The organism is Citrobacter sp. Ct235 (assembly GCF_030332305.1).
GTDB classification, from domain to species: Bacteria; Pseudomonadota; Gammaproteobacteria; order Enterobacterales; family Enterobacteriaceae; genus Citrobacter_A; species Citrobacter_A telavivensis.
Genome location: NZ_JAOWIC010000047.1, coordinates 268,478 through 293,231, shown reverse-complemented (window position 1 = coordinate 293,231; position 24,754 = coordinate 268,478). Strand labels below are relative to the sequence as shown.

Here is a 24,754-nt window from a genome sequence, read left to right as displayed (position 1 = left end):
GTTGAAACACTGCTGCCGACGAAATCTTCATTTCCACACATCAACATAAAGTTCACCCTCCCTTATAAACTTTTCAATTTGTTACTCATCAAAAAATGAATAATGACCTTCTCGACATCCAACGCTTCGCGGGGATGTTTAAATTCGAATTTGCAGGAGATCTGCTGACAGGAATAAAGCTGATTATTCTCATCAAATTCATTAATGGTAACGACATTGACAACCCGGAGATCGCTATGCAGACAACCAAATTGTTCAAAATCGAGGGATGCCCTTTTGATCAGCGCATTTTTATAAAGAAAGCGGGCATTCACTTTTTGTGCAATCAGTGCACAACCGCCGCGAGAGATATTTTTAATCTGCAGCGAGTAATTCTCACCATTTTTATAGCGCCCAGAACAGTAAAATTGATACCCTTTTAAAAAGGAGAAGCGTTGGTGCTGGCGGCGCTGAACTAATAAGATCACCTCCGGGATGCGATACGCCAGCCCGCACTCCAGTTTATCGGTCAGTGACTGACTGAATCTGGCATTAAACCTGATAATGCCGCTGTTACTGTGCAAGATAAAAGACTGAATGGGAGAGAGTGGGATTTCGCTATTGTTGGCAATCACGAAGTAGTCGAAGTCAACCTTTTCTAATTGAGTGACCACGCTGGTATCTTTAAATTTCAGTTCCACCTTGGTTTTTCTGAGAAGCTCTTCACGAATAATGGCCACGATCTCAAATTTATTGTCCTTTGCCATCCCAAACCCCATAGTAAAATCCTTATTTTATATTTCAGGTATTTCTCATTCATGTTTAATGATAAATGGCTAAAAATGACTCCGATTCATGGTTTTTGATTACCATAAGGGATTATCTTTCGGATATTTCGCATGATATTAAGTTTTTAGCTATTTTTACTGATTAATTGATATGTAAAAACATTCAGAGAAGTGTAAAAGTGGCCCGCATTATGCGCAAAAGAGGACTAACTTAACGAAAATTTGATAATAAAAATGAATGAAATGCGATGAACAGCACGATCCTGAAATATAAAATAGAGGTTTACACCTTTCGTAATAAAAGATGAACGTTTGTGTTTTTTACGCACAACCTGCTGAGGGGTAACGGTAAAATTAAATATCAGGGGAATAAGAAAATAATAGATGGGGATTCAGAAAGGGATAAACGTCATCATCAGAAAAAGCATCTTACAGTATTGCGGAATATGTCGGATAGAATAAAAAACAGACCATAAGGTGTGATTTTATCCGGCCTGCTCGATTACAACAGGCCGGATAATGCAGGTATTAATGTGATATTTTGCGGTGACGATGCATCCACATCAACTTATAAGCTGCCGGGATAATAAACAGTGACAGCAACGGAGCCGTGATCATGCCGCCGATCATGGGCGCAGCAATCCGGCTCATGACTTCCGAACCGGCCCCTGTGCCCCATAAAATAGGCAGCAGACCGGCAATGATCACCGCCACGGTCATCGCTTTGGGCCGTACCCGTAACACCGCGCCGTGATACAGCGCCTCATCCAGTTTCTCTGCGCTAAACGTCTGCGGATTGTCCAGCGCCGGATCGGCCTCAATGGCATGGCGCAGGTACATCAGCATTACCACGCCAAATTCCGCTGCCACCCCCGCCAGCGCGATAAACCCGGTTCCTGTCGCGACCGACAGATGGAACCCCATCCAGTACAGGAACCAGATCCCGCCCACCAGCGCAAACGGCACGCTGGTGATGATCAGCAGCGCTTCCCCGACGCGGCGGAACGCCAGATACAACAGGACGAAGATGATCATCAGCGTCATGGGCACCATCAGCTTCAGCTTATGGTTCGCCCGCTCCAGCAGCTCAAACTGACCAGAAAACGCGACGCTGGTACCGGGCTTCAACTGGACGTTATCGGCAATCGCCTTTTTCAGGTCGTTGACCACGGAGACCATATCCCTGTCACGCGCGTCAATGTAGATCCAGCCGGTGGGCCGCGCATTCTCGGTTTTCAACATCGAGGGTCCCGGCGTGATGTTGATTGTGGCCACATCTCCCAGCGTAATTTGCTGCTTCATCGGCGTCAGGATCGGTAGCTGGCGCAGCGCCTGCGGGCTGTCACGGTAGCTTTGCGGATAACGTAGATTGATGGGATAACGGGCAATCCCCTCAACGGTCTCCCCCACCATCGCCCCGCCGATGGCGGAGGTAATAAACAACTGCACGTCCCCCACCGTCATGCCGTAACGGGCAGCCTTTTCACGGTTAATGTCGATGTTGAGATAGCGACCGCCTTGCAGACGCTCGGCCAGCGCGGACGTCACGCCAGGGACGGTTCGGGCGACCTCTTCAATCTGCTCGGCCATTGCATCAATATCGGCCAGTACGTTACCGGAGACTTTAATCCCAATCGGACTCTTAATCCCGGTCGAGAGCATATCAATACGGTTACGAATCGGCGGCACCCACAGGTTTGCCAACCCCGGCAGACGGACGGTTTTGTCCAGTTCCTCAATGATTTTGTCCATCGTCATGCCCGGACGCCACTGATCCTGCGGCTTAAGCTGAATGGTGGTTTCCACCATTTCCAGCGGTGCCGAATCCGTGGCGGTCTCCGCTTTCCCGGTTTTACCAAAGACTCTGGCAACTTCCGGAACGGTCATGATAAGCCTGTCGGTTTTCTGTAACATACTTGCCGCTTCTGCCGCCGAAATCCCCGGCAGCGTGGAAGGCATGTACAGCAGGTCGCCTTCGTTAATCTGCGGTAAGAACTCGCCCCCCACTTTACTCAGCGGCCAGGCAACCGTCAGGATCGAGAGCACCGCCACCAGCAGCGTGGTTTTCGGCCAGTGCAGCACTTTCAGCAATAGCGGATGGTAGATGCGGATCAAAAAACGGTTGAGCGGGTTGCTGCTTTCCGCCGGAATTTTGCCGCGGATCCACAGCCCCATCAGAATAGGGATCACCACGATCGCCAGAAACGCCGCGCCCGCCATTGCATACGTTTTGGTGAACGCCAGTGGACCGAACAGGCGTCCTTCCTGCCCCTCAAGGGTAAAGATGGGAATAAAAGAGAGCGTGATGATCAGCAAACTGATAAACAGCGCCGGGCCAACTTCCACGGAGGCGTTGGTGATCACCTTCCAGCGCGTCTCGTTATCAAGCGTTTCGCCCGGATGCCGATGTTCCCACTCTTCCAGTCGTTTATGCGCGTTTTCGATCATCACAATGGCGGCATCCACCATCGCCCCCACTGCGATTGCGATCCCACCAAGCGACATAATGTTGGCGTTCAGCCCCTGGAAATGCATCACGATAAAAGCGATGCACAACCCCAGCGGTAGCGAGATGATCGCCACCAGCGCGGAACGCACGTGCCAGAGAAACAGCGCGCAGACCAGCGCCACGACGATAAACTCTTCCAGCAGCTTAGTGCTGAGGTTGTCGATGGCGCGGTCAATCAACTGACTGCGATCGTAGGTGGTCACCACTTCCACGCCTTCCGGCAGGCTACTTTTCAGCGTCTCAAGTTTACTTTTGACCGCCGAAATCACCTCACGCGCGTTTTTACCGGAACGCAATATGACCACCCCGCCGGCCACTTCGCCATCACCGTTGAGTTCAGCGATCCCCCGGCGCATTTCCGGGCCAATTTGCACTCTCGCCACATCGCGTAGATACACCGGCACACCGTTTTCCCCTGACTTCAGGACGATATGATTAAAGTCATCCAGCGTTTGTAGATACCCGCTGGCGCGGACCATGTATTCCGCTTCCGACAGTTCCACCGACGAGCCGCCCGCCTCCTGGTTAGAGGCATCCAGCGCACCCTTCACCTCCGACAGGCTGATGCCATACTGAGCGAGTTTCATCGGGTCGATCACCACCTGGTACTCTTTCACCACGCCGCCTACAGAGGCCACTTCCGACACGTTGGGGATGGTTTTCAACTCATATTTCAGGAACCAGTCCTGCAGCGATCGCAGCTCTGCCAGGTCGTGCTTACCGCTGCGATCGACCAGCGCATACTCGAAGATCCAGCCCACGCCGGTGGCGTCCGGCCCCATTTCCGCGCTAACGCCCGCCGGGAGCTTACCCTGCACCTGGTTGAGATATTCCAGCACGCGCGAACGGGCCCAGTACGGATCGGTGCCATCTTCAAAAATGACATAGACATACGAGTCGCCAAACTGCGAGAAGCCGCGCACCGTCTTCGCGCCCGGCACGGACAACATGGTGGTGGTCAGCGGATAGGTGACCTGATTCTCGACAATCTGCGGCGCCTGCCCCGGATAGCTGGTTTTGACGATCACCTGCACATCGGACAGATCGGGCAGCGCATCCACCGGCGTATTGACGATAGTCCAGGTGCCCCAGACGCTGAGAAAGAGCGCGCCAATGATCACCAGAAAGCGGTTGGCAACCGAGCGACGAATAATCCATTCAATCATCTGCGTTCTCCTCAGTGCGCATGGGCCGCATGAACGGGCGTCGCCGACGGCTGCTGTGCGCGCATGCGATCCAACGCACCGGAGATGTTGGCTTCTGAATCAATCAGGAACAGGCCGCTGGCAACCACCTTCTCGCCTTCGTCCAGCCCGGAACGGATCGCCGTCATCCCCTGCGAAGCCTGGAAGACAGAGACTGTCTTCGGAACAAAACGGCCTTCACCGTCCACCGTGATCACCCGCTGTTCGCTGCCCGTATCGATCAGCGCTTTAGACGGGATCAGCAACATCGGCTCGCTGGCCGTTTGCAGATTGAGCCAGGCGTTCATCCCCGGTTTCAGCGCTTCGTCAGGATTCTCTACTTCCAGACGCAGTTGCAGCGTTCGGGTGGTGGCATCAGCACTGGGCAGCAGCGTCCACTTGCGGACGGTGAATGACTTATCCGGACGCGCCGGAACGGTCAGCGAAAACGGTGACGTGTCCTTAATCAGCCACGCGATGGATTCCGGCACGGCGGCAGTGACCCACACCGGGTCCATCCCCTGAATTTTCGCCACTACGTTATCTTTGGCGATGTTCATGCCGGCGCGTAAATCAAAGGCGGTAATCACCCCGTCAATGGGTGCCGTTAGGGTAAAACGGGTCTGAATTTTGCGTGTTGTGGTCAGACGCCGAATATCCGCATCCGGCATCCCGGCCAGACGCAGTCGCTCCAGAATCCCCTCAACCTGGGTTGCCGTACCGCCGGTCTCTTTGAGCAGCAGATATTCACTCTGCGCTTCCACCCAGTCAGGAATGGTGAGCTCGAGCAGCGGCGCGCCTTTTTTCACCTTATCGCCTACGGTCAGCGGCCAGACTTTATCGATAAATCCGGCGGCCCGCGCCTGCATGATGACAAACTGATACTCGTTGAAGCTGACGTTGGCCGGGAACGTTTGTGCAAACGTGAGAGGACCCCGGCGCACGGCCTCGGTTTTCACACCGAGGTTTTGCGTTTGCGTCGGATCGATCCGGACTCCCGGCGCAGCGGTGCTGGCAGACTCTTCATCGGCATATTTCGGTACCAGATCCATATCCATAAAGGGCGATTTGCCGGGTTTATCGAAGCGGGTATTCGGGTACATCGGGTCGTACCAGAACAGCACGTTGCGGGCTTCTTTTTCCGCGGCAGGTGGTGTATTCGCCGACGGGTGCGCGGCGGCGAAATACATATAGCCGGCCACGGCGATAATGCCGCCCGCCATCATGCTGCCGATAATTAGCGCGATATTTTTCATGAGGTCATGCTCAACGTTAAAATAAGAGAAAATTACTGGCTTTTAATATCCTGCAATAAAGAGAGATTGCCCTGCTGGATAAACGTAAACGCCACGTTATCGCCCGCTTTTATATCGTTGAGCTGCGTTTGCGGCGTGATGGTAAAACGCATGGTCATTGCCGGCCAGTTCAGCGCGGGAATGGGACCATGTTCAATGGTGACTTTTTTGCTTTCCATATCAACGCTTTTCACCACGCCGGTGGCGCTGACCACTGGGCTTTGTTCAGCGGCAGGCATGGCGCTCATCATATCGCCGTGATGATGTTCATTGGCCTGGGCGTTAATCGCCAGCGTAGAGAAAATCGCGAATACGACTGCTTTAAATACCGTGTTCATTTTTAATCTCCCATGATGTCATTTGAGTTATTCCAGCCAACCGCCACCAAGCGCGGTATAGAGCGTAATTTCGTTAACCTGCCGGGCGTAATTAAGGTCAAGCAGGGTTTGTTGCGTCGCAAAGAGCGAACGTTCGGCGTCCAGCACGTCGATATAGCTCACCGCCCCGTTGCGATAGAGCGCTCTGGCACGCTGAAGGGTGATTTGTAGCGAAGACAGGTAACGCTGCTGACCGCGAATCTGATCGGCCAGGCTCTGGCGCAGCGCCAGCGCATCGGCAACCTCTTTGAAGGCGTTCTGGATCTTCTGCTCGTAATTGACCACCGACTGCTGCTGGCGGATTTCAGCCACATCGAGGTTGGCCTGATTACGCCCGGCGTTGAAGATGGGTAACTCCACCTTCGGAATGAAATTCCACATCCCGCCTGCCGCTGAAAACAGCGTAGAGAGATCGCTGCTGCTGCCGGAGATCCCGCTGGTCAGCGTAATGGAGGGAAAAAATGCCGCCCGCGCCGCGCCGATATTGGCATTCGCCGCCATCAGCGCATGTTCGGCTTCCATAATGTCCGGACGCTGCAACAGGATGTGTGATGAGAGCGACGGCGGTAACGTCACGCCGTTGAGATCGCCGACGTTGTGTCGCGTATCGTCCGGCAGCGTGCCGTAGCTCCCCAACAACAGCTGCAACGCGTTGTTTGCCTGCGCCAGTTCCCCCTGACGCCTGGCGATGTCACTGCGGGTACTTTCGATCACGCCGCGCGCCTGCTCCAGCGCCAGCACGTTAGTACTGCCGGTGACCAGCTGTTTTTCCACCAGCGCATACGCGCGCTCGTAGTTACTCAGCGTTTCTTGCGCCACCTGGAGCTGTGCAAAGGCCAGACGCTGATTGAAATAGCTCTGCGCCACGTTGGACACCAACAGGATATGCACCGCCCGGCGCGCCTCTTCGCTGGCAAAAAAGTTCTGTCGGTCGGCTTCACTCATGTTTTTCAGTCGACCAAAGAAATCCAGATCAAAGCTCAGATTCAGCCCGGCCTCGTATTCACGCGTACTGCGGGTGTCGCCCTTGAGCTTTCCACTCCATTTCCCGCTGCTTTCTGCGTTCAGTTGCGGATAGCGATCGGCATCGGTCACCCGATATTGCGCCCTCGCCTCCTGCACTTTCAGCGTCGCCATGCGTAAATCACGGTTGCTGCGCAGCGCCTCATCAATCAACGTTTTCACCTGCGGATCGACGAAAAACTGCCGCCAACCGCTGTCCTGATAACCCGCTGGCGACGCCACCAGTTGGTTCTGACTCAGAGAAAACTGTTGCGGCACCGGGAGCGCCGGACGCTGATAGTCTGGTGCGAGTGAACATCCTGCCAGCAGTAACGCCATCGAGAGCGTGAGGAGCTTAAAATTACGCATAAGCCTGATTTTCATGTGGGTTGATATCAGCAACTTTACCTGGTGCTCTCTGTTCAACCCGTGACAGCAAAATGACAAAGCTGTCATTTTCCCAGAATGCGATTGCTATCCGATCTGGCTTCTCTAGAATTGAGGGGCCCCATGACATTCGCGTGGTGAAGGAGGACGTGTTGAAGATTTTGATTGTCGAAGATGAGAAAAAGACCGGTGAATACCTGACCAAAGGGCTGACGGAAGCAGGCTTTGTTGTCGATCTTGCCGACAATGGTCTGAATGGTTACCACCTGGCGATGACCGGTGAATACGACCTGCTCATTCTTGACATCATGCTGCCCGACGTCAACGGCTGGGACATCGTCCGGATGCTGCGCACCGCCAATAAAGGTATGCCGATTCTGCTGCTTACCGCGCTGGGCACGATCGAACACCGGGTGAAAGGACTGGAGTTAGGGGCAGATGATTATCTGGTTAAGCCATTTGCTTTTGCCGAACTGCTGGCGCGCGTCAGAACGCTGCTGCGCCGGGGAGCGGCGGTGATTGTCGAAAGCCAGTTTCAGGTGGCCGATCTGACGGTTGACCTGGTGAGTCGCAAAGTGAGTCGTAGCGGAACGCGCATCACGCTCACCAGCAAAGAATTTACCCTGCTGGAGTTTTTTCTGCGCCACCAGGGAGAGGTGTTGCCCCGCTCGCTGATTGCCTCTCAGGTGTGGGACATGAATTTCGATAGCGACACCAACGCCATTGACGTGGCCGTGAAGCGTCTGCGCGGTAAGATTGATAACGACTTTGAACCTAAGCTGATTCAGACCGTGCGTGGCGTGGGGTATGTGCTTGAGGTGCCGGATGGTCAGTAAGCGACTTTCCCGACCTTTTTCGCTGGCGACGCGTCTGACATTTTTTATCAGCCTCGCGACCATTGCCTCCTTTTTTGCCTTTACCTGGATAATGGTCCAGTCGGTAAAAGTGCATTTTGCCGAACAGGACATTAACGACTTAACCGAAATTAGCGCCACCCTTGAACGTATCCTCAGCCCTTCCGACGAACCGGAATCCCGTCGTCTGGAGATCCTGAAAAACGTCGTGGTCGGTTACTCAAACGTGATCATTTCGCTGGAAGATGCCAACCAGCAGGCGCTCTTTCATTCCCCTCATGTGCCGGATATCCGGCAGTTTCTTACCCAAGCCACGCCGGATAAAACTGTTCCGGGTGGCAATGTTTACTTAATTAATGGTCCGTCGATGCAGATGGCAGGCCACGGTACGCATTCCACCTGGCGCATGATCCGCCTGCCGGTCGGGCCGCTGGTTGAGGGTAAACCGGCCTATACCCTGTATCTGGCGCTGTCGATCGATTTTCATCTGCATTACATTAACGACCTGAAAAACAAGCTGATCATGACCGCCTCGATCATCAGCATGTTGATCATTTTTATCGTGCTGTTTGCCGTTTATAAAGGCCACGAACCGATCCGCAGCGTCAGTCGACAAATTCAAAACATCACTTCGAAAGATCTCGACGTACGTCTGGATCCCCAATCGGTCCCTATTGAACTGGAACGGTTGGTGCTCTCTTTTAATCACATGATCGAGCGTATTGAGGACGTTTTTACCCGCCAGTCCAATTTCTCTGCCGATATTGCCCATGAGATCCGAACCCCTATCACCAACCTGGTGACGCAGACGGAAATTGTTCTCAGCCAGCCCCGTAGTCAGAAGGAACTGGAAGAGGTGCTCTATTCCAACCTCGAAGAATTTAGTCATATGGCGAAAATGGTCAGCGATATGCTGTTTCTGGCGCAGGCCGATAACAACCAACTGATCCCGGAGAAAAAAGCGCTCAATCTGGCAGATGAAGTCGGTAAAGTGTTCGACTTCTTTGAAGCGCTGGCGGAAGAGCGGGAGGTCGGACTGCATTTTGAAGGGAGTCCGTGCCTGGTTTCCGGCGATCCCGGTATGCTGCGCCGGGCGATAAGCAACCTCCTCTCCAACGCGATGCGTTACACGCCGCCGGGTCAGACGATCACCGTCCGACTGAAAGAGGCGGACGACCAGGTGCACATCATCATTGAAAACCCGGGAACGCCTATTCCCGCCGAACATCTGCCACGGTTATTTGATCGCTTTTATCGCGTCGATCCGTCCCGCCAGCGCAAAGGAGAAGGCAGCGGTATTGGCCTGGCCATCGTGAAATCCATTGTGACAGCGCACCACGGAAAAGTGTCAGTGACCTCGGATGCCAGCGTTACCCGTTTTATTCTGAGTTTGCCGAAAGAGCAGGTCTGACTGGCCTGCACCTCTTCCCGCTGCGCCCATCTTAAGCACTGTAAACTCCAGGATTCATCCTAAAAAAACAGCCGCTTATCTTGACTCATTTTTCATCACTACATTTTTATTACATTTAAATCACATTCTGACCTTTACAAATCAGCCTCTGTGGCAACGTGGTTGATCGGCATTCTTCGCTCTTCTGCCCGAGAAGAAATTGCACGGTATCCAGCGGGTAACCCCTGCCCTGACGGTACTTCATCGCCAAAACTTCAAACTACTGCACAAAATTTTTTACTGAAAAAGAAAAAAAATCCGAAAAATTACTCCTTTAATAGTCCTTAAGCATCCTGGGAAAAATTATCTCAGGCCTTGCAATGAACAATCAGGAGCTTACTATTCAGCCCTCTTTTTTCATTATTGTTAATATTGCGTTGATATTTTTTAAATAGATGAAATTTTAATTATTACAGCCAAAATAAAACAAGGTTTGTTTTTTATTGTGTAATGAATCTCTGAATGGTACCGTCGCAATACATATTAACAGTGATAAATACAAACAGGAGATTACGTGAAAGATTATGCAATATAACCTCCTGTGGCTTGTTTGGGGGCTTTGGCTTTACCTCATTATACATTACGGCGTAGGTGATCAACACTTTTACATCACGTTAAAATCGCGATGGAAGATTATTGCTGTAATTATTTTAAGCTGCGGTTTAATTTATGCTGTTTATTTACTTTCATCATCGATGAGGATCCGAACCATGTTTAAACGTAAAGCGCAAAACACAGCGTTTGCTGATACCAACGCAGATATTAACATTGCATCTTCTCTTGATTCATCCCAGGTTTCCTACCTGGGCGACGACGTTGAACTCACCGTAAAACCCTCGCACAATGTGCAGATGAGTCCCTCCGTTGCTGTCATTCCTGAAACCTGCATTATTAAGGGCGAACTGAACTCAACCAGCGATATTCACGTTAACGGTCGTATAGACGGCATTATTCGCTCAGAGAAAACTGTCCATATTCTAAAAAGTGGACACGTTGAAGGTGACATTATTGCTTACGCTATCGCCGTTGATGGCGTGCTGAATGGAAACTGTATTGGTGGCGAGGTCAGTATTAATGCACAGGGTGTTGTGAACGGTCAGGTGAAAAGTGATTCTCTGGCTATCCATAAAAATGGGCGTTTCTACGGTAACTCTCTACCGCGCGCGGAAGAGGAAGATCATGAAAATGCGTTTATTTCTGCGATGGATGCGGTGAAAGAAAATACGATCGATATCTCAAATTTTCATAGAGAATAATGTATTTATCGGTATGCCGGATGCCGGCGACGCCTTATCCGGCCTACGCAGCCCAGAAAGACAAGCTCTACCTCTTTCCAGTTTAGACAACAACGGATTGATGAGTAATAGCAAAACCAAATACCCCTGACCTCACCAGAGGCTTCTTGGGTAACGGATAAGATCTTACGCTAAGACTTCTTGTACAGGCCGCATTGAACGAGAAGCCGATGTTAATACCCCCTCTACGAACAAATCGCCTGGCAACAACACCGATCCCCTCCTTTTCTTTTGCTCTGCAGCAGAATCAGCCCAGGTATCATCCTGAAATGAGGTGGCTCCACAGCGTTGTTAATTAAACGCGATATCCGTCTCTTGTAAAGGAAGCCAACGGTACCCGTGTTGAAGGCAAAGGCGATGGTAATTTGCAGTCTCATGTCGGCGTCCGTCTGTATGGTCACGGTCACAACAGGCTGGATGCGGGCAAAGACCGCAACGTCCAGCCGTTTGTGGAGGTGAACTGGATCCACAACACCAAAGACTTCGGCGCCTCGCTGAGCAGTCAGGATGTGAATTTAGCCGGCAGCCGCAACATTGGTGAAGTGAAAGCCGGTGTTGAAGGCCAGTTGACTAAAAATGTGACGCTGTGGGGTAACGTTGCGCAGCAGGTGGGTGATAAGGGCTGTAGCGATACCTCAGCGATGCTGGGCATTAAAGCGTCGTTCTGATAAACGACATTGATGAACCAGGGGGCGGATCCTTCGCCCCCTCTTCATTGCGGGTCAAAGGGGGTTTATCCGCATGAGGTATAAAAAGCGGGTTATGCCGTCTTGATTATTTGCAATGGGCATACCTGTCAGGCAAATGCGTACACAATTTCGTTTCTTCGTGATAAAAGTCCGACAGGTTCCGTTGATAGTCGGACGGCGTTACCCCACAGAGCGCTTTGAAGTCTTTGGTAAAGTGAGCCTGATCGTGATAGTCCAGATCACAGGCAAGAGTTCGGAGCACATCCTCTCCCCGATTGATGCGACGACACGCTTCGTTGATTCTGAGGATTCTGACAAACGACTTCCACGACAAGCCGATTCTCGCCTGGCATAACCGATTGATATGTCGGGTGCTGTAAGACGTTATATCGCTCAGAGCATTAAGACGAAGCATGCCATACACGGAGGAAGAACAAGCAAGAACCTGCTGCAACAGCATGTTTTCAGTGGCTATGCCTGCATGACGGACTAATACTTCGTCGATGGCCTGAAGCAGAAGCGGGTAAGATTCGTGATGCAATTCGATAACAGGAAGAAACAACCGTTCCAGAGAAGGGGCGATGGTCCCCAGAAGATACTGCCTGTTTTGTAATTCATATAAAGGCATACTGCCCAAAAGCCCAAACGCGCCGCCAGGCAGAAACTCAACCAGAATCCGCATGGCGATCGTGTTGAAGTCCCGCGACACCTGGTGCGGTTGGCTGCCAGGCCCCCAAAAGAGCTGCTGGAGACGCCCGTTGGTTAGAGTGAAAACAAGGCAGCCGCTGGCGTCAGGAACAATCGTCAATGGCTGCTGTGGCTGTGGCTCACAATCGCAGCATAATTGCACGGTATAGTGGGAAACAATGTGACGTAACGGCTCAGACGGCGCGAAAAAGAGCTGCGTCGCCGCGCTGTGTCGGTTACCGACAATGTGTTTCAGTCCGCCTGAGAAGGTGTTCATTGCGGTTCAGATGACGCGATAGCAACGCGTTGTTGGTGCAGCCTCTGGGCGGCGACGCGGTAAATTTTGATATTCCCTCATAGAAATGTCCCTTTTTTACAACGAGGAGTCCGGATTATATTGTACCTTTCTCCTCATCAACTGCAGAAATTTTATTATTGTGCGGTTCGTGAATAACAATGTAATCACGCTTCAAAACTATGAGGTGACTATGTCCAGCATCCTGAAAGGAATTGATGTGTTATTTGTCGCCGGGTTTGGTCCCGTCACGACAAACCCAGAGGAAAGTGCGTCTTTATATAAAGACATACTGCAACTGCCGCTTGAAACTATTGACGGTTATGACGGATATCTGTATTCGCAAAACATCCCTGGCATGAAGTATTTTGCCGTCTGGCCGCTGGATAAAGTGGCCCTCTCTTGTTTTGGTTCATCTGAATGGCCTGCCAGTTTACCTGTTCCCCAAGCCTGGCTCGAATTTGAAGTTGACGACATGCAATCCGCCTCCGATATTTTAAAGGAAAGTGGATGTAAGTTGTTGACCTGTATGCAGGAGGAACCCTGGGAACAAACGGTCACCCGCTTTCTCAGTCCGGAAGGGATCATCATGGCCGTATCGTATACCCCGTTTTTACGCAAAGCGTCAGAACCGGAATAGCGAGTAAATGCGGGCTACGTGCCTCTATATCTCCAAAGCGCAAAAAGACTATCCGGTTTTCCGGATGGTCTTTCTGTCATGGTGATGAACGTTTAACTCTCCGTATTAATAGGAACCGATAAGAAATCGCCGAAAGATAAAATTGAGATTTGTTTTTTCCTGATAAAGAATAAATACCAGCAAAAATGACGGTAAAAGGAAGGGAAATGAATTTATGAAAACGTATCAACTCCATCGTGGCAGACTTATCGACCATATCCAACTCGTGGTTAACGACTTTAACGCCAGCAAAGCGTTTTACACTGCCGTCCTGGCGACGCTGGAAATTCCGATCGTAAGCACAACGGACGATTATTTCTGGGCAGACGAACTGGTCGTGTCGTCGGTGAAAAGTGCAGGAGCACTGGGAGTACCGACAGGACGTCATCATCTTGCCTTCCAGGCCAGCGATCGTGAGATGGTGGATGCCTTTTATCATGCAGCAATGACGCATGGGGGACGTGACAACGGAGCACCTGGCGAACGCCGTTACCACTCCGGGTACTACGCGGCTTTCGTACTTGACCCGGATGGTAACAACATTGAAGCCGTCTATCATGGTGAGGCGCAGCGCAGTACACCATCAGTGGAAATCAGCTTCAGCCTTTAGGTATCAGGTTCAGGGTTGCTCAGACCGTGTTTCCCAAATGGAATTGGATAAACTGGAGGTCTTAGACGGTTTTGAGCCTCAGGTTGACTCGATTTTAACGACGATGCCCCAAATATGTTCCCTGAAGGAAATATGGAGGCTGGAGGAAATGGTTTAATCGTTGAGTTCTAATGGCGCCCCCTACAGGATTCGAACAGAAAACATAACAATATGGCATACGGCCCATTACGGTCCTGCCAGAAATAATAAAGATTACAGCAGTCAGACACTGCAATGACGTCATAACGTTGTTAAAAATGCCCGTCCGGCAAACCATTTAAGAAATGGAAATTTGATTTATGTCATAAAGTCAGCAATAAATCACTCTGTTTTGCATCCATTTATTTGAGAACGTTAATCATTATTACTTTCCATTCCCGCGCTCCTGCTATCGTGTTTTTCACCAATACCTTCCCTTACATTTCATCGGACAGCGTGGCTGCTCGTAATGGTTATCCTTGGAATATTTTATCTGTACTGACTCCTGTATTTTAAGGGGTTACAGAGTGTGACTTAAGAAATTAAACCATGATTTTGATTAAATCATTTTGGCTATTTTATAAGATTTTTCCATGTTATTTTCTCATTTATAATCGATTATTTTTAGCTTTTAAAATGATCGGTAACAGCGATCAATAATCATAGATTGATATGTATTAACTATTGCATAGGTAAGTATCGATCGTTTAAAACGATTGTTAAATTCGCAAATTATCGTTTTACACTTCCGTCTGAAAATCCCTGACACAGGGAAAACTACGGGCAGGGAGAATTATAATGGAATATCACTTTATCTCTGATGATTCTTTTTTTCTTCAGGGCGTTTCTGGAATTAATCTCCCCGGAAGAAAAAAGCGCATTCTTCATCACGCAGGTATGTTATCTGATAAAAAACACCCACAGAGCGGTGATATTGTGGTCGTTAATATCGCTGATATCACCCGACGGCAACACATATTGCAGTCGCCCTGGGTAGCATACTGTCGGGTGATTATTCTGCTGCGGACTAAAAATGATGGACGGTATCAGAATCAAAGGAAATTCCCCTGGGTAATTCCTTTTCGTACCGGACAATATACCCTGGCAGATATTCTTTCCCGCGCAGCTGCCAGCGAACCTATTCAGCGGGGTATTACGCAGTCACAGCGCCTTCTGTTTCACTACCTGTGTCGCGGATATTCACTTCCTCTCCTCAAGGAGAAAATGAAAGTGACCACGAAATACCTCTACGCGCTGAAACTCAGCACCATGAAAACGTATGGTCTCAGTGACGGCCACGCCACCGGCGTTCTGCTATGCCGGGATATGACAGGGATTTTCTGCCAGGAATGTTGTTTCATCACCAGCAGATGACGGGAATTATCCGACGTTAACCGGAAGATGCTTCTCGCAGGCATTCGGAATATGTGACCCGCCGGAACCGTCTCCGGCAGGTAATTTGTGTGTGTTAATAACATGGAGTTTGTTTTATGAAATTGACGAAATATCTTCTGGCCACCGCCATTACTACGACCCTGGGCAGCGCCGCTGTTCAGGCAGCGGACGGCACCATCACCTTTAACGGTACAGTGACCAACTCAGCCTGTACTGCCATCGCTTCTGTCACGGCAGACTCCACTGTGGCCGGCACACCGGGCACGCCCATCAACGCCACGCTGACGCTGCCACCCGTCACTGCCGACACGCTGAACACGGCAGCCGGCACTTACGCCGGTCAGACCCCGTTCTCCATCCAACTCACCGGCTGCGCCGCGATTGCGGGTCTGAACAACGTCCGTACCCTGTTCACCACCGCCAGTAGTCCGGCAGGTGATGCACACGTAATGGCTAATACGGCAGCCACCACTCCGGCCACCAATGTTGCGGTGGCCATTATGCAGCAGAGTGGCGTCACCCAGATTGACCTGAACGGCGGGACGAACACCGACCCGGGTCTGGCCCTGCCGGTCGGTACTCCGGGACCGCTGACACTGAACTACAAAGCGGCCTACAAGTCACTGTCAACTGGCGTCACTGCCGGGAATGTCACCGGCGTGGCGGATTTCGTGATTTCTTATTTCTGACAGGCGTAACCACGACACATACCCCGGGGTGGTCAGTTGACTACCCCGGCGGCAGAGGACAAGACTCGTGAGGGAGTAAGTGCATGATTCAGGGAAGCTCAGCTGCCAGGCACACACTGTCATTATTGGCTGCATCCGTATTGCTGTCGTTTTCCTGTGTCGTCCAGGCGGAGGAAAGCGACCGCGAGTATGAGAGTATTTTCCTGCGCCGGGATAAAAACGGCGCATCGCCGGATATCTTTCGCTACAAAAACACGCTGACGCCAGGAATGAAGCACGTCGAGGTGGTGGTGAATGACCGCATTGTGGACGCCCGCGATATCCGTTTTGTCGCTGACCACGAATCCGGGGAGGTCAGGCCCTGCCTGACCCGCTATCTCCTTAGTGAAGCAGGGGTGAAGACGGAGCTGTATGACAACTGGCAGACCAAACTAAAAGAGGACGATAACGACGATACCCGCCCCGCCGTCTGCGACGATCCCGCACAGCGCATTCCTGCCGCCCGGGTATTCTACGATGATGCGCGCCAGCAACTGCGCCTGACCCTGCCCCAGGAAGCGGTCAGCAGTCAACGCTTTCAGATGGTGCCGCCAGTCCTCTGGGATGACGGCACGCCGGCGCTCAGAACGGCTTACAGCGGGTATTTCTACAGCAGCCGACAGAAAAATTCGAGGCATTCTGACGATCACAATACCCGCAATAGTGCCTTCGTGAGCCTGAACAGCACAGCCAGTGCCGGCCCCTGGCGATTGTACAGTTTTGACACCTTCATCAAAAATCCCTGGCAGGGCTGGCAGAAAAATCACGACCGGCTGTATGCGGAGCGCAACATCATACCCTTGCGGGCACGACTCTCCGTTGGTGATATCTACACGTACACCGCCGGCAATATCATGGGGGTCATTCCCCTGCGGGGCGTCACCCTGCGGACCAGCGAGCGCATGATGCTGGAATCGCAGTTCAGTTATGCCCCCGTTATCCGCGGAACCGCCCGCACCAACGCCCGACTTATCATCCGCCAGCGAGGGCACATTATCGACAGTCGGACGCTGACGCCCGGTCCCTTTGCCATTGATGACATGTATGCCGGACAAACGGGGGCCGACCTCGAAGTGACGGTGGAAGAAACGGACGGCACTCGCCAGCAGTTCACCGTGCCCTATACCTCGCTGCCGAACATGATACGACCGGGGGCAACGCGTTACAGCCTGTCCGCGGGGGAATACCGGAACAGCGGCGGGAGTGACCGCCCCTTGCTGGGGGCAGTCAGTCTGGAGCGGGGGTTTGAAGCATTCACGCTCAACACCACTGGACTGGGGTCGGCGCATTACCAGTCCCTTGCCGTGGGAGCTGCCTGGAACGTGGGGCGCATCGGCGCTTTCGCGCTGGACCTGGCGCAGTCGCGTTATTCCCTGGCACCTACTCGGGGAGAGGACCGGGAAACCCGTAACGGCAGTGCGGTACGCATGCTGTATGCCAGACAGTTTGACAGCACAAACACCGGTCTTCGCATTCTCGGCTACCAGTACCGCTCTGAGCACTTTCTCTCCTTTGACGAATTCACCGGCCGCAATACGTACCGTAAGCGGGAACCCGCATACGGCTACGATGGGACCCTTTATAAGCCGGATGAATACTACGAGGCGGGGGCTGCCCTGTGGAACAAACGGCGCCGGAGCCGGCTTGAGGTCAACATCAACCAGGGGATGCAGGACTACGGCAGCCTGTATCTGACCCTGAGTCAGGACCGTTACTACGGCACCTCGCGTCGGAGTACCAGCGCGTCTGCCGGTTATGGCTTCATGCTGGGAAAGGCGAGTGTCAGCCTGTCATATTCGTATACCAAAAATGGCGGTGACTATGATGACAATATGCTCAACCTCAGCGTCAGTATGCCGCTGGGCCGGGGAAGCAGTAACGTCCAGGCCAGTTACAACCTTGTGCGTGACAGTGACCAGCACTACAGCCAGTCACTGGGGCTGTCAGGCAGCAGCCAGACCAGCCCCTTCAACTGGGGGCTGAATGTGCAGAAGGACCCGCGTAACCGTTACAGTGAATCCGCCTCACTAGGGTACAGCACATCCCTGGCCTCACTGAACTCCACACTCAGCCACAGTTCATACGCGGACCAATTCTCGGCGGGGATGTCGGGCGGGGTGCTGCTGTATAAGGGGGGCGCAATTCTGGCGCCGCGGATGGGGGACACCATCGGTATTGTGGAGACGCCGGGCGCAGCAGATATCGGTGTGCCGGGGGGGAACAAAACAGACCGGTGGGGCCGTGCGATCATCAACCATCTGAGTCCTTATCGTTATAACACTGTGAGTCTGGACACCACGGACGCGCAGACGGTTGAACTACCGGAGACCGGACGGAAGGTGGCGCCAACGGAGGGGGCGGCGGTCCTGCTGCGCTTCGCCACACGTGTGGGCCGCCGGGCGATGGTGGTTATCGGCGGGTCGCACACGGTGCCGGTGGGTGCCATGGTCAGGGTGGAAGGTCAGAATGAAGAGGCGGGCATTGTGGGTAATAACGGGCTGACCTACCTGACGGGACTGGATGCACGGCGGGATGAGACGCTCATTGTGTCATGGGGTCAGGAAAAACGGCAGTGCCGGTTCAGTCTGCCGAAACCGACAGCGGAACAGTGGCACACGCGGATACCGGTGAACTGCCGGTAACGAGTCAGAACGGATGAAAAGCGGGAACCCCGTGGCAGGGTCAGTAAAGGAGGAAATGATGTCACTGACAACGGTAAACAGAATGAAGAAGGCGGCAGGTATTGCCATTCTGACAGGCGTATGGATCCTTCCGGCAGATGCCGCGGCGGCGGTGCGGCCAGCACTGACGCGGATAGTGGCGTATGCCGCGGACAAAGAGACGGCAATAGAAGTGAAGAACGAGAGCCAGGAAAGCTATCTCGTCCAGTCCTGGCTGGAAGACCTGAAGGGAAACGAGAACAACCTACCCCTGGTCCTGACGCCGCCGGTGATGAAGGTGGGTGGGGGTCAGGACGGACGTCTGCGCCTGGTGGTGCTCCCTGCGGAAATCCCGCAGGACCGTGAGTCGGCGTACTGGTTGTCGATACAGGAAATCCCGCCGAAGGCGAAGGACAGTAAGGATAACAAGCTGATTATCGCCATCCGTAACCGACTAAAGGTGTTTGTGCGTCCGGCGGGACTGAAGGGAGAGGCGTCAGAGGCAGTGAAGTCGTTACGCTGGACGGTGGAGGATGGCGGTAGCTGCCTGAAGGCGGACAATCCAACACCGTACCATGTGAGCTTCGGTCGCCTTGAGTTGAAGGCGGGCGGAGGTGCGGGGGTGACGCCGGAGGACAGAATAGAGATGACACTGCCGCTGGGAAGCCGATGTTACACGGTGCCAGAGAGGCTAAAGGGAAAACGGGCGACGCTGACATACAGTGCGATGAATGACTACGGCGGTGAGACGGATGTGCTGACAACAGAGGTACAGTTATGAAGGACGCAGGGATGAAGCTGTGGCGGCGGCCGGCACGGGCGCTACTGCCGGTACTGATACTGGCCGGGTTGTGCAGGGAGACTGTTGCGGCTTATACCTATCATTTTGATTATACCTGGGATGACAACCGGTATCCTGCCGCCTATGGACAACCTGCCGGTAGTTGCACGTTTACCTACCCCAGCAACAGGCCTTTCGAGCGGCCGCTGGCGCTCATTGTGGATAATCACCTACCTGTCGGAACAGTACTGCACTCCTGGGGATACGAGGAATTTTTACCCCGGTTTGGGTTTGAGTGTCAGTCTTCCGGTGTGACCAGTGGCTCAAATACTGTCAGGTCGAATACCGGAGTCCGAACGAATTCTCCTCGTTTTTTTATAACAGGTTTATTAATTAATGACAGTAGTATCCTGTCATCTCCGGGCATCTACAAAACATCAGTGGACGGTATCGGTTTAAAAATTTATGTAAAAATATCAGAGGATACGTATTACCAGAATAATAACTTTGCAATGACGGGCGGAGGATATGAGGCAGGTCTCGATATTAGAGATTATAATAGCGTGGACCTTCACAATCCCTCTGCGGGTAGTGAAATTATACTAAACGGTCTCAGAGGTTATTTTTTGGCGGAACTGCGCTCCGGTACTTTTGCAGCCAGCAACGTTCCCGGCAGTCCTTATAATATAACGCAAATATTATCAGGTCGCGCTTATTTCTCCGTCAGGGGTGAACTGGTTAAAACAGGAAATGTTACGTACTCAGGTCCTTTAAGTATCCCGGGGGCCGGGGCTTTATCATTATCTCCGACGGAGCATGGATTCACTAATCCAGGTGTTTATCTTGGTGGCGCTGGTATTACGATACAACTTCCGTCATGCAGACTACGTGGTGCAACGGACTATCAGGTGAATATAGGATACTGGGTGAACAGAACGTCTCCCGCTGTTTCTGTCGGAGGTGGGTTACCCTTTACCGGCGACACCACGCCAGTCGGCATTAACCTTGAGTGCTCCGGTAAAGTTGATAATGTGGAATTCAGCTTTCAGGATACCGGGGCCAGCCCGCTTTCAAACCGCAATATCAGTCTGTATGACAGCGCAGGCGGTCAGCCAATTGACGGACTGGAACTGGAGATGACCTACGGCGGCAACCGACTGGATGTCCACCAGACAGGTCAAGCTCCCACTGTATATAGAACCAATGTCGGGGCAAAAGGTAACATAAAAACAGACCCGTCTGATACCGGATTCACCAGTCCGGACACGGCTTCTTTCGGGGTGCGCTATGTCCAGCGGGGACCCGTTACTCGCGGTGGCAATAACTACACCGGCCCGGTGACCGGAAAGGTGAATATGTTTGTGACCTATTATTGATGGCATGTAGACGATAACGTTTCAGATATTATCCGGTCGCTCAATGCCTGCGTCCTCAGTCATCTTTCACTTGTAAAGAGCGGCTAAAATATTTTTGTCATCAGACTACCAAAATACTTTATTCGGCAGTGCTACATGAAGCCGGAGTTTATACTTCCTCGAATGACAACGGGGCTGAGGTTCCAGGAATGAGCGAATTTAACAAATATGAAAGTTTCTATATCACCACAGCAGAGATTTTACAGGATTTAATCACCGAAACAATGACAGAGAGACAATCTTCTGGCAGGGGATGCTGTGACAAATATCAAGCTGGTTATTTGACGGCACTGTACAGAGTGGACGCTGCAGTTAAGCGACAGGCGTATTTATTTGATATCACCTCAGAAGAGGTTACCAGTGGTGCAAAACCGGGTCTTTCGCAGCTTAGGTGGAAGAAAACCAATGAAACATTTTAGTTAACAAGGATCTAAACTGTTTTAAAATGGAACCCTCGCGCCTTATTCTAAGGAAGGAATGACCACTAGCGTTTGTTCGAAATGGCGCCCCCTACAGGATTCGAACCTGTGACCGACGGCTTAGAAGGCCGTTGCTCTATCCAACTGAGCTAAGGGAGCAGTGAACTGCAATGTGGATGATACAAAACTGGTCGGTATTATACGTTCACAACCTTAACGGTCAATGGCTTTCCTCTCAACTGCTTGAGTTGTGAGCATCCTGCTTTTCCTGTCCCCTCCCCCTCCAGGCGGATCGCCGCTTAAAACCACCCTGACAGAAAGCGGTAACTGACAACCGTCTTCACTTCTGACAAAATAGCGCCATCCCCTTTGACGTGTAGTAACAGATGGAATCCTCTCTCTGATGGCAGCAAAGATTATTGACGGTAAAACGATTGCGCAGCAGGTGCGCTCTGAGGTTGCTCAAAAAGTTCAGGCGCGTATTGCCGCCGGACGTCGAGCCCCGGGCCTGGCTGTAGTCCTGGTAGGCAGCAACCCGGCCTCACAGATTTATGTGGCAAGCAAGCGTAAAGCCTGTGACGAGGTGGGATTCGTCTCCCGCTCGTATGACCTACCGGAAACCACCAGCGAGGCGGAACTGCTTGAGCTGATTGATACGCTCAATGCCGACAACACCATCGACGGTATTCTGGTGCAGTTGCCGCTTCCGGCAGGCATCGATAATGTCAAAGTGCTGGAACGTATCGATCCGGATAAAGACGTGGACGGTTTTCATCCGTACAACGTCGGTCGCCTGTGCCAGCGCGCCCCGCGTCTGCGCCCCTGCACACCGCGCGGGATTGTCACTCTGCTTGAGCGTTACAACATCGATCTCTACGGTCTGAATGCGGTCGTGATTGGCGCCTCTAACATCGTGGGGCGCCCCATGAGCATGGAGCTGCTGCTGGCCGGATGCACCACCACGGTGACCCACCGCTTCACCAAAAATCTGCGTCACCACGTTGAGCATGCCGATCTGCTGATCGTTGCCGTCGGTAAACCGGGCTTTATTCCGGGTGAGTGGATCAAAGAAGGCGCTATCGTGGTTGATGTCGGCATCAACCGTCTGGAAAATGGCAAGGTGGTCGGCGACGTGGTATTTGACGACGCTGCCGCGCGAGCCTCGTACATTACGCCCGTACCGGGCGGCGTGGGACCGATGACGGTCGCCACCCTTATCGAAAACACGCTACAGGCGTGCGTTGAATATCACGATCCTCAGGACAACTAACATGGCGACATTTTCTTTAGGCAAGCATCCTCACGTTGAACTGTGCGATCTGCTAAAACTGGAAGGCTGGAGTGAAAGCGGCGCCCAGGCGAAAATTGCCATTGCCGAAGGGCAGGTAAAGGTTGATGGCGCGGTGGAAACCCGCAAACGCTGCAAAATCGTGGCCGGTCAAACCGTCAGCTTTGCCGGCCAGACGATCACCGTAACGGCCTGAGCTGTTTGACACCTCACCCGATCTCTCCTCCGGGGATGTCGGGTTGAGGCCCCCTCTTCTCTTTCTTTATCTCCCTACGACCATAACGGTTAATTATCGATCAACTTCAAAGAATCACCATTTCATTTGATGAAGCGTGAAATTTAAGTTGCGCGAAACTCACTCCTTCATCACGATAAGTAGAACGTTCTACTATAACGTTCTACTTACAATAACAGCGCTAAAAAAGCGCTACTCGGGGGAAATCAGCATGAGTCTGATATCAGGGTTTGTTAAATCGTTGTCTAAATTATCGATGATTGGCCGCGCTTTAATGCTGCCAATTTCACTGCTTCCTGCTGCGGGCCTGCTGCTGGCCTTCGGGGATAAATTCCATCTGCCGCTGATGATGAACGCGGGCGGCGTTATCTTTGATAACCTGCCGATGCTGTTCGCCATCGGCTCTGCCGTCGGTCTTGCCTCAGAATCGGGTATCGCGGCGCTGTCGGCGGCGGTCTCGGTGTTTGTCACTAACATCACCATCAGCACGGTGCTGAGCATCACGCCGGAGATGGCCTCCCAGGGCGGAAAATACGCCATGGTGGTCGGTATCCCGACTCTGCAAATGGGCGTCTTTGGCGGTCTGATCTGCGGTATTCTCGCCGCCTGGTGTTATAACCGCTTTCACACCATGCAATTGCCGGAGTTCCTCGGTTTCTTCTCCGGTAAACGTTTTGTGGCGATCGCCACCGCGTTTCTCTCCTTTGTGCTGGGACTGCTGCTGCCCTACGTCTGGCAACACATTCAGTCCGGTATCGATGCGCTTTCGGTGGTCGTCAACGGCGATAATCAGGCGGTCTCAACCTTTATCTTTGGCCTGGTTGAACGTGCGCTGATCCCGCTCGGGTTACACCACATCTGGTATCCGTCCTTCTGGTACTCCTTTGGGGATTACACCACTCAGGCCGGTCAGGTGATCCACGGCGACCAGACAATCTGGTTCAAAATGCTGGAGGAAGGGGTCAAATCTTTCAGTAGTGATACCTATCAGAACGCCGGCAAATTCATGCAGGGTGAATTCCCGCTGATGTTGTTTGCCCTGCCTGCGGCCTGTCTGGCGATGTATCACGAAGCGCACACGAAGAATAAGAAAATTGCGGCCGGTATTCTGTTTTCGGCAGCGCTTACCTGCTTCCTGACAGGGATTACCGAGCCGGTTGAATTCACCTTTATCTTCGTGGCGCCAATTCTGTACGTCTTCAACGCCATTATGGCGGGGCTGGCCTATATGACCATGTACCTGCTGCATGCGCATATTGCCAAGTCGTTCTCTGCCGGTTTCATCGACTACCTGTCGTTTGGCATCCTGCCCTCCTTCAATGGCTATCAGACCAACTTCCTGAACGCCATTATCATCGGCGTGCCGATGGCGTTGATTTACTACTTTACCTTCCGCTTTGTTATTCGCCGTTTCGATATCAAAACACCAGGCCGTACCGAAGTGACCGCCAATGCGAACGACAAAACGGATACAGAAATTGCCACTGAAATCATCGGCCTGCTGGGCGGCGCGCAGAACATCGACTCCGTCGGTTCCTGTATCACCCGTCTGCGTCTGGAAGTGGCGAAAAGCGACGAGGTCGATAAAGATGGTCTCAACGGCCTCGGCGCGCGCGGCGTGGTCTTTGTCGGCGACAACGGCATCCAGGTGATTTTCGGTGCGAGAGCACAGTTTATCGCCCAGACCATGTCCACGATGATTGGCAAATAATAAGATGCCTGAATGACACGTCTC

General features: G+C 52.3%; 20 protein-coding genes, 1 tRNA gene and 1 pseudogene. 15 read left to right on the top strand and 7 right to left on the bottom strand.

The annotated features are described in order from the left end of the window. Positions 1-62 precede the first annotated feature (62 nt). From OGY35_RS14450 to OGY35_RS14430, 5 genes are all read right to left on the bottom strand, one after another. Positions 63-758, bottom strand: coding sequence for a flagellar brake protein (locus OGY35_RS14450; protein WP_286632627.1), 696 nt, complete (start codon positions 756-758; stop codon positions 63-65). A 537-nt stretch (positions 759-1,295) separates the two neighbouring features. Next, positions 1,296-4,442 carry a CusA/CzcA family heavy metal efflux RND transporter gene (locus OGY35_RS14445; protein ID WP_286632626.1) on the bottom strand — a complete coding sequence of 1,049 codons (3,147 nt, stop codon included), beginning with the start codon at positions 4,440-4,442 and terminating at the stop codon, positions 1,296-1,298. An 11-nt stretch (positions 4,443-4,453) separates the two neighbouring features. Further along, the gene (locus OGY35_RS14440; protein WP_286632625.1) at positions 4,454-5,716 is read right to left on the bottom strand and encodes an efflux RND transporter periplasmic adaptor subunit; all 1,263 of its coding nucleotides are present in this window, start codon (positions 5,714-5,716) and stop codon (positions 4,454-4,456) included. Positions 5,717-5,748: 32 nt separating this feature from the next. Next, positions 5,749-6,093 (bottom strand): cation efflux system protein CusF, encoded by a 345-nt coding sequence (gene cusF, locus OGY35_RS14435; RefSeq protein WP_286632624.1) that lies wholly within the window; start codon positions 6,091-6,093, stop codon positions 5,749-5,751. Between the two features lie 27 nt (positions 6,094-6,120). Continuing rightward, positions 6,121-7,503, bottom strand: coding sequence for an efflux transporter outer membrane subunit (locus OGY35_RS14430; protein WP_286632623.1), 1,383 nt, complete (start codon positions 7,501-7,503; stop codon positions 6,121-6,123). A 170-nt stretch (positions 7,504-7,673) separates the two neighbouring features. On the opposite strand from OGY35_RS14430, the gene cusR reads away from it, so the two are divergent. The 4 genes and pseudogenes from cusR to OGY35_RS14410 all read left to right on the top strand — a co-directional run. Then, positions 7,674-8,357 (top strand): copper response regulator transcription factor CusR, encoded by a 684-nt coding sequence (cusR, locus tag OGY35_RS14425; protein ID WP_152405579.1) that lies wholly within the window; start codon positions 7,674-7,676, stop codon positions 8,355-8,357. Then, positions 8,347-9,786 carry a Cu(+)/Ag(+) sensor histidine kinase gene (locus tag OGY35_RS14420; protein WP_286632622.1) on the top strand — a complete coding sequence of 480 codons (1,440 nt, stop codon included), beginning with the start codon at positions 8,347-8,349 and terminating at the stop codon, positions 9,784-9,786. The genes cusR and OGY35_RS14420 overlap by 11 nt, the downstream gene beginning before the upstream one ends. A 749-nt stretch (positions 9,787-10,535) precedes the next feature. Next, on the top strand, positions 10,536-11,081 hold the full coding sequence (locus OGY35_RS14415) for a bactofilin family protein (RefSeq protein WP_187696677.1): 546 nt from the start codon (positions 10,536-10,538) through the stop codon (positions 11,079-11,081). 368 nt (positions 11,082-11,449) lie between these two features. Next, a pseudogene (locus tag OGY35_RS14410) lies at positions 11,450-11,788 on the top strand (autotransporter outer membrane beta-barrel domain-containing protein); the annotation flags it as partial. Positions 11,789-11,894: 106 nt separating this feature from the next. Here OGY35_RS14410 and OGY35_RS14405 read toward each other — a convergent pair. Continuing rightward, positions 11,895-12,773: a helix-turn-helix domain-containing protein gene (locus OGY35_RS14405; RefSeq protein ID WP_286632621.1), complete on the bottom strand. Its 879-nt coding sequence runs from the start codon at positions 12,771-12,773 to the stop codon at positions 11,895-11,897. A 211-nt stretch (positions 12,774-12,984) separates the two neighbouring features. Between OGY35_RS14405 and OGY35_RS14400 the strand changes: the two genes are divergently transcribed. The 8 genes from OGY35_RS14400 (at position 12,985) to OGY35_RS14365 (ending at position 21,496) form a co-directional block, all read left to right on the top strand. Next, a complete protein-coding gene (locus tag OGY35_RS14400; RefSeq protein WP_286632620.1) occupies positions 12,985-13,431 on the top strand; it encodes a VOC family protein in 447 nt (148 codons plus the stop codon). Positions 13,432-13,645: 214 nt separating this feature from the next. Next, entirely contained in the window at positions 13,646-14,080 is a 435-nt protein-coding gene (locus OGY35_RS14395) for a VOC family protein (RefSeq protein WP_286632619.1), read from the top strand. Between the two features lie 816 nt (positions 14,081-14,896). Beyond that, positions 14,897-15,472, top strand: a complete 576-nt coding sequence (locus tag OGY35_RS14390; RefSeq protein WP_286632618.1) for a hypothetical protein — start codon at positions 14,897-14,899, stop codon at positions 15,470-15,472. 116 nt (positions 15,473-15,588) lie between these two features. Continuing rightward, on the top strand, positions 15,589-16,182 hold the full coding sequence (locus OGY35_RS14385) for a fimbrial protein (protein ID WP_152405584.1): 594 nt from the start codon (positions 15,589-15,591) through the stop codon (positions 16,180-16,182). An 83-nt stretch (positions 16,183-16,265) separates the two neighbouring features. Then, positions 16,266-18,863, top strand: a complete 2,598-nt coding sequence (locus OGY35_RS14380; RefSeq protein WP_286632617.1) for a fimbria/pilus outer membrane usher protein — start codon at positions 16,266-16,268, stop codon at positions 18,861-18,863. Positions 18,864-18,918: 55 nt separating this feature from the next. Continuing rightward, on the top strand, positions 18,919-19,662 hold the full coding sequence (locus OGY35_RS14375) for a fimbrial biogenesis chaperone (protein WP_286632616.1): 744 nt from the start codon (positions 18,919-18,921) through the stop codon (positions 19,660-19,662). Further along, a complete protein-coding gene (locus tag OGY35_RS14370; protein ID WP_286632615.1) occupies positions 19,659-21,038 on the top strand; it encodes a hypothetical protein in 1,380 nt (459 codons plus the stop codon). The genes OGY35_RS14375 and OGY35_RS14370 overlap by 4 nt, the downstream gene beginning before the upstream one ends. A gap of 188 nt (positions 21,039-21,226) precedes the next feature. Continuing rightward, positions 21,227-21,496, top strand: coding sequence for a hypothetical protein (locus tag OGY35_RS14365; RefSeq protein ID WP_286632614.1), 270 nt, complete (start codon positions 21,227-21,229; stop codon positions 21,494-21,496). An 82-nt stretch (positions 21,497-21,578) separates the two neighbouring features. Here OGY35_RS14365 and OGY35_RS14360 read toward each other — a convergent pair. Then, a tRNA-Arg gene (locus OGY35_RS14360) sits at positions 21,579-21,655 on the bottom strand. A 244-nt stretch (positions 21,656-21,899) separates the two neighbouring features. Between OGY35_RS14360 and folD the strand changes: the two genes are divergently transcribed. The 3 genes from folD to OGY35_RS14345 all read left to right on the top strand — a co-directional run bounded on the left by folD (position 21,900) and on the right by OGY35_RS14345 (position 24,730). After that, positions 21,900-22,766 carry a bifunctional methylenetetrahydrofolate dehydrogenase/methenyltetrahydrofolate cyclohydrolase FolD gene (gene folD, locus OGY35_RS14355; RefSeq protein WP_042320909.1) on the top strand — a complete coding sequence of 289 codons (867 nt, stop codon included), beginning with the start codon at positions 21,900-21,902 and terminating at the stop codon, positions 22,764-22,766. A gap of 1 nt (position 22,767) precedes the next feature. Beyond that, positions 22,768-22,980, top strand: a complete 213-nt coding sequence (ybcJ, locus tag OGY35_RS14350) for a ribosome-associated protein YbcJ (RefSeq protein ID WP_042320912.1) — start codon at positions 22,768-22,770, stop codon at positions 22,978-22,980. Between the two features lie 250 nt (positions 22,981-23,230). Then, a complete protein-coding gene (locus OGY35_RS14345) occupies positions 23,231-24,730 on the top strand; it encodes a PTS transporter subunit EIIC (protein ID WP_046477120.1) in 1,500 nt (499 codons plus the stop codon). Positions 24,731-24,754 lie beyond the last annotated feature (24 nt).